The organism is Weissella ceti (genome assembly GCF_018394055.1).
In the GTDB taxonomy this organism is placed as follows: Bacteria; Bacillota; Bacilli; order Lactobacillales; family Lactobacillaceae; genus Weissella; species Weissella ceti.
Genome location: NZ_CP074441.1, coordinates 1,172,155 through 1,187,363, shown reverse-complemented (window position 1 = coordinate 1,187,363; position 15,209 = coordinate 1,172,155). Strand labels below are relative to the sequence as shown.

At 41.5% G+C, this 15,209-nt stretch carries 12 protein-coding genes; 11 read left to right on the top strand and 1 reads right to left on the bottom strand.

The features are described from left to right. Window positions 1–9 precede the first annotated feature (9 nt). From deoD to KHQ31_RS06180, 3 genes are all read left to right on the top strand, one after another. On the top strand, window positions 10–717 hold the full coding sequence (gene deoD, locus KHQ31_RS06190) for a purine-nucleoside phosphorylase (protein WP_213408727.1): 708 nt from the start codon (window positions 10–12) through the stop codon (window positions 715–717). Window positions 718–749: 32 nt separating this feature from the next. Next, window positions 750–2,045: a thymidine phosphorylase gene (locus KHQ31_RS06185; RefSeq protein WP_213408726.1), complete on the top strand. Its 1,296-nt coding sequence runs from the start codon at window positions 750–752 to the stop codon at window positions 2,043–2,045. A 368-nt stretch (window positions 2,046–2,413) separates the two neighbouring features. Further along, window positions 2,414–3,460: a 2,3-butanediol dehydrogenase gene (locus KHQ31_RS06180; RefSeq protein WP_213408725.1), complete on the top strand. Its 1,047-nt coding sequence runs from the start codon at window positions 2,414–2,416 to the stop codon at window positions 3,458–3,460. 99 nt (window positions 3,461–3,559) lie between these two features. On the opposite strand, the gene KHQ31_RS06175 is transcribed toward KHQ31_RS06180, so the two are convergent. Then, window positions 3,560–3,967 (bottom strand): GtrA family protein, encoded by a 408-nt coding sequence (locus KHQ31_RS06175; RefSeq protein ID WP_264336015.1) that lies wholly within the window; start codon window positions 3,965–3,967, stop codon window positions 3,560–3,562. Between the two features lie 176 nt (window positions 3,968–4,143). Between KHQ31_RS06175 and KHQ31_RS06170 the strand changes: the two genes are divergently transcribed. From KHQ31_RS06170 to menH, 8 genes are all read left to right on the top strand, one after another. Further along, the gene (locus KHQ31_RS06170; protein ID WP_213408723.1) at window positions 4,144–5,322 is read left to right on the top strand and encodes a multidrug effflux MFS transporter; all 1,179 of its coding nucleotides are present in this window, start codon (window positions 4,144–4,146) and stop codon (window positions 5,320–5,322) included. A gap of 47 nt (window positions 5,323–5,369) precedes the next feature. Beyond that, a complete protein-coding gene (locus KHQ31_RS06165) occupies window positions 5,370–6,680 on the top strand; it encodes a 2-hydroxycarboxylate transporter family protein (protein ID WP_213408722.1) in 1,311 nt (436 codons plus the stop codon). A gap of 144 nt (window positions 6,681–6,824) precedes the next feature. Further along, window positions 6,825–8,153: an APC family permease gene (locus KHQ31_RS06160; protein ID WP_213408721.1), complete on the top strand. Its 1,329-nt coding sequence runs from the start codon at window positions 6,825–6,827 to the stop codon at window positions 8,151–8,153. Between the two features lie 201 nt (window positions 8,154–8,354). Then, window positions 8,355–10,244, top strand: a complete 1,890-nt coding sequence (locus KHQ31_RS06155) for an LTA synthase family protein (RefSeq protein WP_213408720.1) — start codon at window positions 8,355–8,357, stop codon at window positions 10,242–10,244. Window positions 10,245–10,339: 95 nt separating this feature from the next. Further along, a complete protein-coding gene (locus KHQ31_RS06150; protein ID WP_213408719.1) occupies window positions 10,340–11,536 on the top strand; it encodes a DUF2075 domain-containing protein in 1,197 nt (398 codons plus the stop codon). Window positions 11,537–11,538: 2 nt separating this feature from the next. Next, entirely contained in the window at window positions 11,539–12,702 is a 1,164-nt protein-coding gene (locus KHQ31_RS06145) for an isochorismate synthase (RefSeq protein ID WP_213408718.1), read from the top strand. After that, window positions 12,695–14,368, top strand: coding sequence for a 2-succinyl-5-enolpyruvyl-6-hydroxy-3-cyclohexene-1-carboxylic-acid synthase (menD, locus tag KHQ31_RS06140; RefSeq protein ID WP_213408717.1), 1,674 nt, complete (start codon window positions 12,695–12,697; stop codon window positions 14,366–14,368). Before KHQ31_RS06145 ends, menD begins: the two co-directional genes overlap by 8 nt. Further along, entirely contained in the window at window positions 14,361–15,155 is a 795-nt protein-coding gene (gene menH / locus KHQ31_RS06135) for a 2-succinyl-6-hydroxy-2,4-cyclohexadiene-1-carboxylate synthase (RefSeq protein ID WP_213408716.1), read from the top strand. The genes menD and menH overlap by 8 nt, the downstream gene beginning before the upstream one ends. Window positions 15,156–15,209 lie beyond the last annotated feature (54 nt).

Genomic DNA, 15,209 nt, shown 5'->3' with positions numbered 1-15,209 from the left:
GATAGACACATGACACCACATATTAATGCCAAGATTGGTGATTACGCAGAAACAGTTTTGTTGCCAGGAGATCCATTACGTGCGAAGTTCATTGCGGAAACCTTTTTAGAAGACGTTGTGCAAGTCAATGATGTTCGTGGCATGCTGGGCTTCACCGGAACTTACAAGGGGCATCGCGTTTCCGTACAAGGATCTGGAATGGGAATTCCATCTATGTCGATTTATGTGAATGAATTAGCGACAGTTTATGGCGTGAAGAATATTATGCGTGTTGGTTCATTTGGTGCGATGGCCGATGACATTGAATTGGGAGATGTTGTGTTGGCCTCAGGGGCATCAACTGACTCTGCAGTGATTGCGCAGACGTTTGGACCAGGTATTCACTGGTCAGCTTTACCTGACTTTGAATTGTTAGACATGGCTTTCCATAAGGCAAAGGATTTAAATGTGCCTGTTAAGGTCGGAAACATTTTTGCCGCTGATCGTTTCTATAATGATGAAATCGACATGAATAAGTTGAAAGATTATGGCGTACTAGGTACCGAGATGGAAGCGGCAGGTCTATATCTATTAGGCGCAAAGTTGAAGTTCCGTGCTTTGGACATTTTAACGGCATCAGATCATATCTATCGTGATGAAGCGCTGTCACCTGAAGAACGACAAACATCCTTCAAGGACATGATGCTAGTGGCGCTTGAAACAGCAATTACCTTGTAATTCTGACCATCAATTGGGAGACGGTGAATAGTATGAAAATGATCGATGTATTGATGAAGAAGCGTAATGGGGAAGCGTTATCCGGCGAAGAAATTCAATTTGTCGTCGATGGATATACAGATGGGACAATTTCAGATTACCAAATGAGTGCATTTTTGATGACCGTGTTCTTCAATGAAATGAATGTCACTGAACGCGCTGCTTTAACGGATGCGATGATGCGTTCTGGGGATGTCTTAGATATGTCAGACATTCCAGGCATTAAGGTTGATAAGCATTCAACAGGTGGTGTGGGCGATAAGACGAGTTTGCCATTAGCGGCAATGGTTGCGGCATTAGATATCAAAGTACCGATGATTTCTGGCCGTGGGTTAGGTCACACTGGTGGGACATTGGATAAGCTAGAAGCGATTCCCGGTTTCAATGTTAATTTGACTGAAGAACAATTCAAGGAACAAATCCGTTCTGTTGGAACAGCGATTATTTCTGCGACTGGTGATATTGCACCCGCTGATAAGAAAATCTATGCACTACGTGATGTAACCGCAACAGTAGATTCAATTTCATTGATTTCTAGTTCAATCATGTCCAAGAAACTAGCAACTGGAAATGATGCTTTGGTCTTAGATGTGAAGACTGGTTCAGGTGCATTTATGAAGACGCTTGATGATTCGAAGGCGTTAGCCAAGTCATTAGTTGATATCGGTAAAGCAGCAGGTCTACAAATGAAGGCTGTTATTTCGGATATGAATCAACCTTTGGGTCGTGAAATTGGAAATGCACTAGAAATTCAAGAGACCATTGAGACTTTGAAGGGCAATGGACCAGCTGACTTAGTCCAACTATGTCTTGCACTTGGAGCGCCAATGGTCATGATGGCTGGTAAGGCGACATCTGAACCTGAAGCACGTGACATGTTGCAAGCTACATTGACAGATGGCACAGCGCTAGAGGCATTCAAACAAATGATTATTGCGCAAGACGGTAATCCAGAAGTTATTAATGATTACAGCTTAATGCCACAAGCTGAGTTTCATATTCCATTCACAGCGCAAGTAGCTGGTGTACTAGCTGAAATGGATGCAGATTCGTTGGGAATGGCATCAATGTATCTTGGTGGTGGTCGCGCATCTAAGGATGATGTCCTAGATTATGGTGTTGGGATTACGATGCATAAGAAGTTGGGGGATGAGGTTACAGTTGGTGACACGATTCTAACTTTGCATGCGAATCGAGAAGATATTTCTCATGAACTAGCCTATCTAGCGGATCATATTCGTGTATCGGATAAGGCTGATGTACCACCATTGATTCATTTTGAGATGTAAATTAAAGTTCGTTCATTATGAATCGTGCTTAATGTCTTGAAATTTCAATGACAATTTTAAATTTAAAACAGTTAAACGTTTTAAACGTTGAATTGAATGTATTCGTCCGTGAAACATTCCACAAAGGTTGTGGGTGGTTTTGCGGGCATTTTTTGTGTCTTTAATTATGAATATGGTAATTGTCTTGTTTAATTAATCTAAAGTATGTGTTTTAGATTTGTTCAGTATTTTATTGAGTTGTCACGAAAGAAACGCTTGGAGATGAAAGAATGTGAAAAAAGTAATTTAATGCTTGTTTTTTAATTTAAAAAGTTTAAAATATAAAGTGTAGAGAACAGATAAAAGGATATGCATAGGGAGGATTCATCATGAAGGCAGCAGTATGGCACGGAGTTAAGGACGTTCGAGTAGAAAACGTGGACTTGAAGGAAACGAAGGATAACGAAGTTGTTGTGAAAGTGGCGTACGCAGGAATCTGTGGAAGTGACTTGCACGAATACTTGGAAGGGCCAGTGTTTATCCCTGTTGAAAAGCAAGATGCATTGACTGGTGGACAAGCACCTATCACAATGGGACATGAATTCTCAGGAATCGTTGAACGTGTTGGTAAGGATGTGACAAAGGTTAAGGTAGGGGATCACGTTGCGATCAACCCAACAGTGACACACATGGACTCTGCTGATGACGTTGATGTCTACGATGGATACAGCTTCTTGGGGCTAAGTACTGATGGTGGATTCGCAGAATTTGTTAACGTACCGGAAGTTAACATTTACCCAATCCCAGAAGACTTCTCACTACGTTTGGCCGCAACAATTGAACCAGCTGCCGTTGCGGTTCAAGCCGTTAAAGAAGGTGGATTGAAGTTCGGACAAAAGGTCGTAATTTTCGGTTCAGGTCCAATCGGTGTCTTGGTTGCCGCTGCTGCAAAGGCAGCCGGAGCAACTAAGATTGTGGTTGTTGATTTGTCAGATGTTCGTCTTGAAAAGGCGTTGGCTATGGGCGCAACTGATGTCATCAACCCATCCAAGGTTGACGATACTGTGGCTGCTATCAAGGAAATCATTCCTGGTGGAGCGGATGTCTCATTTGAAGTGGCAGGAGTTCAATCAACTTTCGAACAAGCAATCGATAGTACAAAGCCTCGTGGAACTTCAGTGATTGTATCAATCTTTGCTAAGCCAATCTCATTTGACCCAATGCAATTGATGAACTCAGGGGTTAAGCTAACAACAACTATTGCTTACTCACGTGAATCATTCCAACAAACCGTTGATTTGGTTAGCCAAGGATTGCTAGACGTGACACCTGTTATCACAGATGAAATTGTGCTAGATGATATCGTAACAAAGGGATTTGAAACACTAACAACAGATAAGTCTCAAGCTAAGATCTTGGTAGATTTGTCAAAGTAAGCACGTAAGTGTGAATAATAAAAGATAACGAAAAAGCAGGTGAACATCATGATGTTCACCTGCTTTTTATAATTTAAGATATATGACGATTTAGTTGCTTTAAGCAGCCTTGTTTTTAAAGATAAACTTACTTGCGACGTAGTTTGCCACCAAGATAAGAACTTGGACAATTAGCTTCCATAGGTAAGCATCTCCTTGTAAGACACTGACACCAACCCACAATACAAACATTTCCATGAAAAGTGTACCTAAACGGGCACCATAGAAGTTCATTCCTTCTATAAGAAGTGTTTTTAAATCTGATTGCTTTGAATGGAAAACAAAATACTTATTCACAAAGAAGGCGAATGTCACTGAGATAATCCATGATAAGACGTTACTAATTTGGTAGTTCACATTCCAGACGGATAGGAACAGAGCATATGAAGCTAGACTAATAATCGTAGTCATGACACCCCAGAAAAGATATGACAGAATGTGAGCATATTTGTTATAAAGATTTCGCATGTTAATTACCTGATTTTTTTAGATTACCCTGAGTATACCAAAGTCACATGATTCTCACAATTCTTGTGAACCCTGTTGTTAGCTAGGCATAGACCGATAAAAAGCCTATTTTTTGTTAGTTAAATATGCCATAATGTAACACAACATAGGTGGTTTTGTGATAAGGAGGATTTGTTTTGGCACGACAAAAGTTAGGGGCAGTACAGTTATTTTTACTAGGAATCTTGAGCGCATTTGGACCATTATCACTGGACTTATATTTGCCGGGATTACCAGAAATGCAACAAAATTTGCATACAACACCAACAATGATTCAATTGACGATTACAGCGTCATTGATTGGGTTAGCTATTGGTCAAATCATTATTGGACCTTGGTCTGATCGTGTTGGCCGCCGTCGCGCATTACTTGTTGGTGTGGGACTCTTTACATTAGCAACAATTGGTATCATTGTGACGCCAAATATTTACGGAGTTATCTTATTCCGTTTCATTCAAGGCTTAGGTGGTTCTGCGGGAATCGTTTTGTCATTAGCTGTTATTGCGGATTCGTTTGAAGGACTACAACTAACACGAAACGTCGCTTTGAATCAGATGATCAATGGTGTCTTTCCGATTGTGGCACCCGTTATTGGTGGTGTTATTATCGCCATGTCACATTGGCAAATGACCTTTATTACATTAGCAATCTTAGGTGTGATTTTATGGGTAGCTATCTATACAAGCCTTCCGGAAACTGCACCAGTCCAAGAAGTGAGCGCGAAACAAGTCTCACCAAAACAATCTTTTATTGCCTTAGGACACAATAAAGGATTTATGTACATGGCTTGGACGCAAGCACTTATGATGGCTGGATTATTTGCGTATATTGCTGGATCAACTTTTGTCTTAGAAACGATTTATCACTTATCAATTCTACAATTTTCAATCGTGTATGCAATTAATGGTCTAGGTATCTTAATCGCGGCACATCTTTCTGCGCGTTTAGCTGAGAAGGTTGGTGAATACCGTGCTTTGGGGGCCTTTATTGTCATCTCGTTAGTTGGTGGTGGTTTATTGTGGTTGAATGTGGTACTGTCTAACAATGTGTTATTAATGTGTTTGGCATTTTTCCTAATTGTTGCGCCAGTTGGTGGTGTCAGCAGTTTGTCTACGTCAATCGCCATGCAACATGTGGAAACAGGGACCGGAGCAGCATCAGGGATTTTGGGCTTGATGCGTTATGCGATGGGGGGACTTGTGTCACCATTAGTTGGACTAATGGGCGCCGATTCTTTGGTACCATTAGCAATTGTTGTGATTGTGGTACAAATTTTAGGAAGCCACATGTATATCAAATCAAAGTCATTTAATTAGCAAGATGTTTTATGCCCGTGCTAATGGTTTAAGAGAGTATGGATAAAATGGGATTAGAAGAAAAAGAACAACAAAGTAGTGCTTCAGCACTCCAAAAATTTAGCGGGCGGCCAATTGATGGCATGGGCTTAAGTATGTATGCCCTAATGGTGTCATTATTGATTATTTTGATCCATTTTGACTTATATCCGCAAAATATTTTAGGTGATCTATTTATGATGTTGGTCTTGGGAAACCTGCTTTATAACGTTGGATCACGTGTACCATTTTTAAATAAATATGTTGGTGGTGGTGCTGTTGTGACCTTAGTTGGATCAGCTGCACTAGCGATGTTTAATATTGTGCCACCATACGTGGTCGAATCAGTTGAAGGTCTATTGAGTGATGTTAAGTTCATTGACTTCTTTATCATTTCTTTGATTGTTGGGTCTATTTTAGGGATTAGCAGTCAATTAATGGCGCAAGCAGCGGTACGGTTTTTACCAGTTGCCTTTATATCCATGGGGATTACATTGGGTGCGTTAGCACTAATTGCCTATATCTTTGGGTTTGATGTCAATCAAACGTTATTATTCGTTGGATTTCCAATTATGGGTGGTGGTATTAGCGCAGGTGCTATTCCGTTATCAGAATTATATGCTTCCGCTTTTGGGGTCAGTCGTGATTATCTTTCAATGATTCTACCGGCGGTTATCTTTGGGAATATCGTTGCCATTATTGTGTCTGGTTGGCTCTCAAAATGGGGTGAAGATACAAAATTTGATGGTCATGGGGTCCTGTTACGTAACCAAAAAAATGTTGCGAAACGTTCATTTCAACGGGCTGATGCAACTGATATGGGCGTTGGGTTGATGATTATTTTATCATTCTACATGGTTGGAACCTTACTGCATGCCATTGTGCCTGTAGTTAACCGGTATGCATTCATTATTTTGAGTGTGATGGTGGTAAAGCTATCTGGACATTTACCGTTGAAATATGAACGGGCATCAGTTTCATTTAGTCAATCAATTACGAAGAATTTGTCTCATGCAGTTTTGGCAGGGGTTGGATTAACAAAATTGAATTTGGATGTTGTTTGGAATACCGTGACTTGGCGTTTGGCGCTAATGGTCATTTTGAGCGTTGTTATTATTAGTATTGTGGCCGGATTCCTGGGATATCTAATGGGCCTATATCCACTAGAATCAGCAATTACGGCTGGATTAGTTAACAATTCAATGGGTGGTACTGGAAATCTAGGGGTTTTGAGTGCTGCTAATCGACTTGATTTAATTGGATTTGCCCAGATGGGAAACCGTATGGGTGGGGCTTTGATGTTAGTTGTTGCGGGCGGATATCTCGCAATCTTTACATGATGACACTCGTATGTGTAAGGAATATTAACAAAAAGTTTTCTTTATGTTTTTTTTAAGTGCTATAATGAGCGGTATTCAAAATTACGTTAGTCGTTGAAGTAACGTAATCACAAAAATAAATTTGAACGAGTAGAGGTTAGAAACATGAGCAATACGACAAGTCCACAAGGCTTGAATCGCATGATGACCCTAATTCCTGCGATTTCAACAGTCATGGGTACTGTTATCGGAGCGGGTGTTTTCTTTAAGGCATCAAACGTTGCGGAAGTTACTGGATCAACAAGCATGACGCTTTTGGTTTGGTTGTTGGGTGGTTTGGTTAGTATCGCCGCCGGTTTGACTGGTGCGGAATTAGCAGCAGCAATCCCTGAAACTGGGGGAATGTTGGTCTACATCGAACGTGCGTATGGAAAGCTTTGGAGCTTCCTACTAGGTTGGGCACAAGTTATTATTTACTTCCCAGCTAGTATCGCCGCTAAAGGTGTTATCTTTGGAACGCAAGTTGTAAACTTGTTCCACTTGGACATGAAGATGATTGTCCCTGTTGGAGTTATTGCACTAGTCTTTGTTACTTTGATTAACTTCTTAGGATCAAAGGTTGCTGGAAGCTTCCAAACAATCACATTGGTCTTCAAGTTAGTACCATTGGCATTGATTATCTTCTTCGGTTTGTTGCAACCAGGTCACGTTGAAGTGAGCTTGTTCCCAGTCGAAGCTGGATCACAAGCTGGTGGATTTATCACAGCACTTGGTGCTGGTTTGCTAGCAACGATGTATGCTTACGATGGTTGGATCCACGTTGGTAACATTGCTGGTGAAATGAAGAACCCATCACGTGACTTGCCACGTGCCATCCTTGGTGGTTTGGTCGGAATCACAGTTATCTACATGCTAGTTAGCTTGGTATTCGTTCGTACATTGCCAACAGAAGCACTTGCTGGAAACCCTAACGCAGCGATGGACGTTGCCTCAATCATCTTTGGTGATATGGGTGGTAAGTTGATCACCGTTGGTATCTTGGTTTCAATCTTTGGAACTTTGAATGGATACACATTGACTGGAATGCGCTTGCCATACGTGATGGCTCAAGCTAAGATGTTGCCTTTCGCAGCGCAATTGTCACGTTTGAACCGTTTCCAAATTCCATTTGTGGCTGGATTGTTCCAATTGGCATTGTCAATTGGTTTGATGTTCATGGGTGGATTTGACATGTTGACTGACATGTTGATCTTCGTTATCTGGATGTTCTACACAATGGTCTTTGTTGCCGTAATTATCTTGCGTCGTCGCGAACCAGATTTGCCACGTCCATACAAGGTACCTTTGTACCCAGTGATTCCAATTATTGCGATTGCTAGTGGTTTGTTCATCGTTATCATTACGTTGTTCACGCAATTTAGTTTGGCATTGATCGGACTATCATTAACATTGCTTGGTTTGCCGGTATATGTCTTTATGAACCGCCGCGCCTAAGCATCTAGACACATGTCTGTTTTAAACAGACATGTGTTTTTTTTGTTTTATTGCACAATAAAAATACAGTCGAAAGCACTTCTTTTTGTTATACTACTTAAATAGTGCTTTTTGAGAATCGGAAAATTTAGTGCGATAAACACGGAGTGCTGTGACAACATAACGTGATACATATGTTATAGAGAGAAAAAGGAAATAAATATGTTTTATCTAATTTTGTGCCTGCTGCTAGGTAGCGGGCTAACATATATCAGTGGACGTAAGTTTGGGCCAGAATTAACGAGTTGGCGTCAAATTCCAGTGGTATTGTGGCACTCAGTCCTACTAAATGCATTTGCTTTATTGGTAATGCGTTACGTGTTTGACTTTGAAGACATTGTATTAACTTTGTTAGGCATGACAAATTGGGTACATTTGCTATTTTACCTAATGGTTGTGGCTGTACTTGCGGGCATCTACATGTTGGCACGTATGTACGGACACAAGTCACCAATTCGTTTGACACTGGAAGACCACAAGTTAACGCCGTGTGAATGGGCTGGCTACTCAGTGATGAGTATCATCGTTGTGGCTGGAACATTTGTTACAGTTGGGGCAATGTGGTTCGTGGGTACATTCGGTAAGATTACACCAGAACAATTGTCATTCCAATTGACATCAACAACTGATGGTGCTGATTCATCAGTTATGAATTCAGTCTGGAACGGGCCAATCGTTGCCTGGTTAGTGATCGTGATGATTAACCTACGTTTGTTGTGGGGAAGCTGGACGCTTGCTATTAAGAACTGGCACATGAAGGAAAAGACATTTAAGATTTGGTTTGTGATTGTGCAATTGGCAATCGTACTAGGAAGTCTATTCTTTGCTGGGCATGAATTGCGTGTTGTTAGCTTGTACCGTTCACGTTACACAACGTCTGAATACGTAAAGGACAACTATGTTGATCCTGAAAAGGCTAAGCTAACATTCCCAAAGAAGAAGCGTAACTTGATTCATATTTACTTAGAATCATATGAAAACTCATACCTAGAGAAAAAAGATGGTGGTTACATGAACACCAACTTGATGCCAGATTTGCAAAAGCTTTCTGATGAAGGTGTGCACTTCTCTGACACGGATAAGTTCGGTGGCCCACAACAAACGTATGGTTCAAGCTGGTCAGTTGCTGGAATGGTTAATATGTCAGCTGGTATTCCGTTGAAGGTTTCAGCTAAGAATACTTATGGGCGTGATGGAATTTTCTTGCCTGGAGCGACAACAATGGGAGACTTGTTGAAGGACCAAGGATATAACCAAATGGTTATGTTTGGATCTGACGCAGACTTCGGTGGTTTGACAACTTACTACAAGACACACGGAAACTATGATATCTTCGACGTTTCATATGCACGTGCTAATGGTAAGATTCCAGTCGACTATGAAGAATTCTGGGGATTTGAAGACAAGAAGTTGTACCAATACGCTAAGGAAGAAATTACAAAGCTAGCTGCTAAGCCAGAACCATTTAACTTTGTCATGGAAAATGCAGATACACACTTCCCGAACGGTTACGTTGAAGAAGGGATGGCAGAACCATTCGACATGCAATATGCGAATGTTATCTTCCATTCACAAGCAGAAGTAACTAAGTTTGTTCGTTGGATTCAAAAGCAACCATTCTACAAGGACACAACAATCGTTTTGACTGGTGATCACTTAAGTATGGATAAGAAGTTCTTCCGTGATTTTGATCCAAACTACAACCGTACAACATTCAACTTGATTTTGAATGGAGAATCAGAACACAAGAACCCTGAGACGCATAACCGTCAATACGCGTCATTCGACTACTTCCCAACAATTCTTTCAAATATGGGAGTTAAGATTGAAGGTGATCGTCTAGGGCTTGGAACTGATTTGATGTCAAACGAAAAGACTTTGCTAGAACGTGATGGCTTGGAATACTTTGATTCTGAACTAGAACGTCGTAGCCCATTCTATGACAAGAACTTGGTTAGTCCAGAAGGGCATGAAGACCGTGTCACAATCAGTCAAGTTGAAAACTTCAACAAGACATACGGACACATCTTGCCAGAAAAGACAGGTAAATAAAAATCTAATTAAGATTAGATTTTCGGAGAGTCACTTTAAGAAGTGGCTCTCTTTTTTTATACAAGTGTTTTGATTTGTTGCGTTATACTAGGTATATGACAAATGCGATTTTTGAGAAATTTAATGTACCAACATTAACTAAACAACAAGAAAATGATTTAACCACGTTAGAAGCGTTTATTGAAACCGGCTTAAAAGCAGATGACCCGCATGTCGCTATTATTGAAGGGGCAGCTGGGACAGGAAAGAGTGTGTTATTAACAGCGCTTTTCCGTCGACTACAAACCAAGGTAAAGAATAAGGTTGATGGTTTTGCTGACTTGGATAATTACTTTACGGTTAACCATCCGGAATTACTAAAAGTCTACCAAGCGCTAACAACGGACATCCCAGAGTTACGCCAAAAAGACTATGTCCGACCAACCAGTTTGATTAATCGTCTAGATAAAGAAGAACGACATGCGGATGTCGTGGTGATTGATGAGGGACACTTGCTTTTATCAAAGTCAGAACCATATATTCGGTTTACACAAGATAATCAACTTCACGAGATTATTAAAAGGGCCAAAGTAGTCATCGTCGTGTTTGATTTTGATCAAGTGATGCAGAGTAAGATGTTGTGGACGCCTGATTTGTTACAAGAACAGTTGGTAGGCAGTGAAATACTACAACTGAACTTAAATTATCAACATCGTGTTCAAGCACCGCAAGCCATCCAAGAATGGATAGAAGCGTTTGGCCATGGTGAGTTACGAGTGATTCCCAAAGAGCATGGTGATTATGATATTCAGGTTTTCGATAAAGCGTCAGATATGTTCAGCCTAATTAAAGAACGCGATGCATCAGTGGGACTATCACGAATTGTGGCGACAACTGGATTTCCACGTCGGCATCCAGATGAGCACAATGTGTATATGGATGACTTCGACTTACCTTGGGATGAATATGATCCACAAAAAACACCTTGGGCGGAACGACCAGAATCAATTAACGAAGTAGGGTCAATTTATACGGTACAAGGATTCGATTTGAATTATGTTGGTGTTATTTTAAGTCCGGCATACGAATATGATGACATGAATGATCGAATTGTGGTTAATACTGATAAAGTTACACATCGTGAAATTTACAAGCGTCGTCCAGATGTGACAGATCCAGCAACGTTGAAAGCCTTAGCGCAGACATACATGTTGAATACCTTACATGTATTGATCAGTTGGGGCATTAAAGGCTTGTATGTCACTGCAGCAGATGATAAATTACGAAATAGACTATTAGAATTAAGGGGATAAATATGATTATTGAAGATTATTTTGAGCTGTTTGCACAAGCGGACAACGCAGTTTACTGGAAAAGTGCCGATGGACAAACAACCTTAATGGGATTTGGGGTAGCGTCAAGTCACACTGCCGAAGATATGGAGGCGTTAAAAGCATGGCAAGCTGCACAAGTCGTGCCAGTATTTGGTGGCTTGTCATTTGACGAAACGACACCAGAAAATCAACGTGATTTATTGGCCGGATTTATTGCACCAAAGGTTGTGATTGATTTTAATAAGCAAGTCATTTTAGGTGACGAAAACTATCTAAAGACAGATGTCATGCCACAAATTACACAACCAATAGCCCGGGTGATTATAGAGGAGACGCTAGAAGATAACTGGGTTGAACGCGTTGATGCAGTAATCACTGAAATGACCAACGACACAACAAAACAAAAGACGGTCCTTGGTGCACAAAAAGAAGTACATCTATCTAAGCCGTTAGATCAAGCGCAATTATTGCGTGATCTAAATTTGAAGCAACCGAAGAGTTACCATATTGCGTTTAAGCGTGAAGGCAACTTATTCGTCTCTGCAACACCCGAACGATTGGTTTCAGTCGATGCGCACGTCTTCGCAACGGCCGCTGTTGCTGGATCTACACCACGCGGTAAAAATGCTGCTGAAGACAAAGTATTAGGTGAAGCGTTGATTGCGGACGACAAAAATCGTGAAGAGCATGCGTTAGTAGTGAATGAGATTAGTCAACGTTTGACGAATATCGCAAACGTGGCATGGGCAGATACACCGATTATGTTACAAACACCGCAAATTCAACATTTGTACACACCAATTACAGGAACGTTGAAAGATGGTCGTCATATCCTAGATGTTATGAAGGCTTTGCACCCAACACCAGCTTTGGGTGGTGTACCACGCGAATGGGCGATGCAGACAATTAAGGCAGTGGAAGCTCAGCCGCGTGGATTATTCGCTGCACCATTTGGGGTCGTATGGCCTGATGGCGATGGTGAATTTGCGATTGGGATTCGTGCGATGGTCGTGGCTGGTAACACAGCGACATTATTTGCTGGGGCGGGGATCTTGGCGGCCTCAGATGCACAGCAAGAGTGGGCTGAAATTAACTTGAAGATGACACCAATGTTGGAATTGATTAAGGAGCAACTAAATGACTAATCCAGTTTTAACGAACAATGGACAACACTTGATTCAAAGTTTAGTAATGCAAGGTGTGCAACATATTGTTGTCTCACCAGGTTCACGGTCAACACCATTAGCGCTACTGCTAGCGGAATATGTGACACATGTTAATCCAGAATTCCAAATTCATATAGCCGTTGATGAACGTGATGCGGCGTTCTTAGCATTAGGATTAGCTAAGACGCAACAGATGCCAGTGGCTTTGTTAGCGACATCGGGAACCGCAACAGCGAACTACTTACCAGCAATTGCGGAAGCTAAGTTGTCACATGTTCCATTGATTGTTTTGACAACTGATCGCCCACAAGAACTGCGTCATGTGGGGGCACCACAAACGATGCCACAATTGGGGATGTATGGTGAACACGCTAAGCGTGCAATTGAGTTAACACTGCAAGATGAGCATGCAGATGTGACTGAATACATCATGTATGAAACCCAACATTTGGTACACGAAGCAACAACAGCACCAGCTGGGCCAGTGCAAATCAATTTGCCATTACGTAAGCCATTGATGCCAGACCTTGGGACAGAATGGCCAATCACGACACCACAAACGTTCGTAGAAATAACACAAACGATTGACATGACAGAAGTTGAAGCGTTGCTTGCGAATAAGCGTATTGCTATTTTGGCGGGACCAGCTGAATCAGCTTGGTCCGCTGATGCGTTTGAAGAACTAGCTGAAAAATGGCAAGTACCGGTTATTGCGGACGTACTAAGTGGTGTCCGTGGGCAAAAGCACATGATTTCTGGGATTGATTCGTTGATTGCAGCAGACGCCATTCCAACACAAGCAATTCCTGATGTTGTGATTCGATTTGGGGGAACACCAGTTTCTGGTCGCGTATTGCCATGGTTGAAGAGTAATAAGGTGCTTGAAATTCAAGTAGGGACACAACATTTGGGGCATGATCATTCACGCCATGCATCTATCAACATTGCTGGGGATGAGATGACAATCTTGGCTAACTTGATGAACTTAGATGTGCAGTCAGATGCTGAATTCTTACAAGCGTGGTTAAAGACACAAACACAATTAAGTGATGTGCAACAAAATGATGTACTAACCGAAATGAGTGTTGCTAACGCATTGGCAGCATTGCCTAAGGAACAACAAATCTTCTTAGCCAATTCAATGGTGATTCGTGACTTCGATAATTACTGGCAACCAGAGTCAGTCGTCAAGACGATGGCTAACCGAGGGGCTAACGGGATTGATGGAACAATTGCATCAGCTGTGGGGATGGCGTTTAACGGCCAGCCAACGTGGTTGCCCATTGGTGATCTCACATTGTTCCATGATATGAACGGTTTGATGTTAGCGCGTCAAAACGATGTTGATTTGACATTGATTGTAACGAATAACAATGGGGGTGGGATTTTCTCATTCTTGCCGCAAGCACAAGCAGATGATTATTTTGAAGAAATGTTTGGGACACCACAGAATTTAGATATTCAAAAAATTGCTGCTTTGTATGATGCAGATTATCAATTAATTACAGATGCAGCAGAACTGGATACGTTGGTGACATCCCCTTGGCATGGTTTACGTATCATTGAGGTGCAAACAACGCGTCAAGATAACGTTGCGGTACATGCTGATCGTATTGCTGCGCTAAAAGAGGCGAGTCATGGATAAGCAAGTTAGTGTACAAGGCTATCCATACGATGTGCAGATCGTGGGCAATGGACAACCAACTTGGGTATTCTTACATGGTTTTTTAGGTAGTCAAACCGAGTTTCAACACATTGAACCACATGGAACGCGCATCTATGTGAATTTAAAGGGCTTTGGCGTACATGCACCAATCGTTGAGACGAATGACATGGCCGTTGAAAAGCAGGTAGCTGAACTGCATGAACTATTACAGACGTTAGAGTTGACACACGTTAATCTAGTTGGCTATTCAATGGGAGCGCGACTAGCATTGAGTTATGCACTCATCTATCCAGAATTAATTGAACAATTGATCTTAGAAAGTGGCACAGCTGGTCTACAAACAAGCGAAGAGCGAGCAGAACGACGTGCTAAAGATGAGCGCCTTGCGCAACGTCTTGAAACAAATGGCATGGCTGATTTTGTGACAATGTGGGAAAATTTGCCACTATTTGCCACACAAACTGAATTGACTGATGAAGTACAACAACATGTTCGTCAGCAACGTCTGCGGCAACAACCCGCGAATATGGCCGCATCACTACGTGCTTTCGGCACAGGTAGTATGCCTAATCATTGGCAGAATCTAGCAACGCTTACGATACCAACGACAATCATCACAGGTTCTGTTGATGAGAAATTTACCAACCTTGGTCAAGCGCTTGTAGCCGAAATTCCGACAAGTAAGCAGATTGTTGTGCCTGATGTAGGACATAATGTTCATCTAGAAGCGCCTAAGCGCTTTGTTGAATTATTGAATCGTCTTTAAAAAGGATGCATTCAAAAAAGGATTACGGTATAATTAATTTTGTTATTTTCTAAT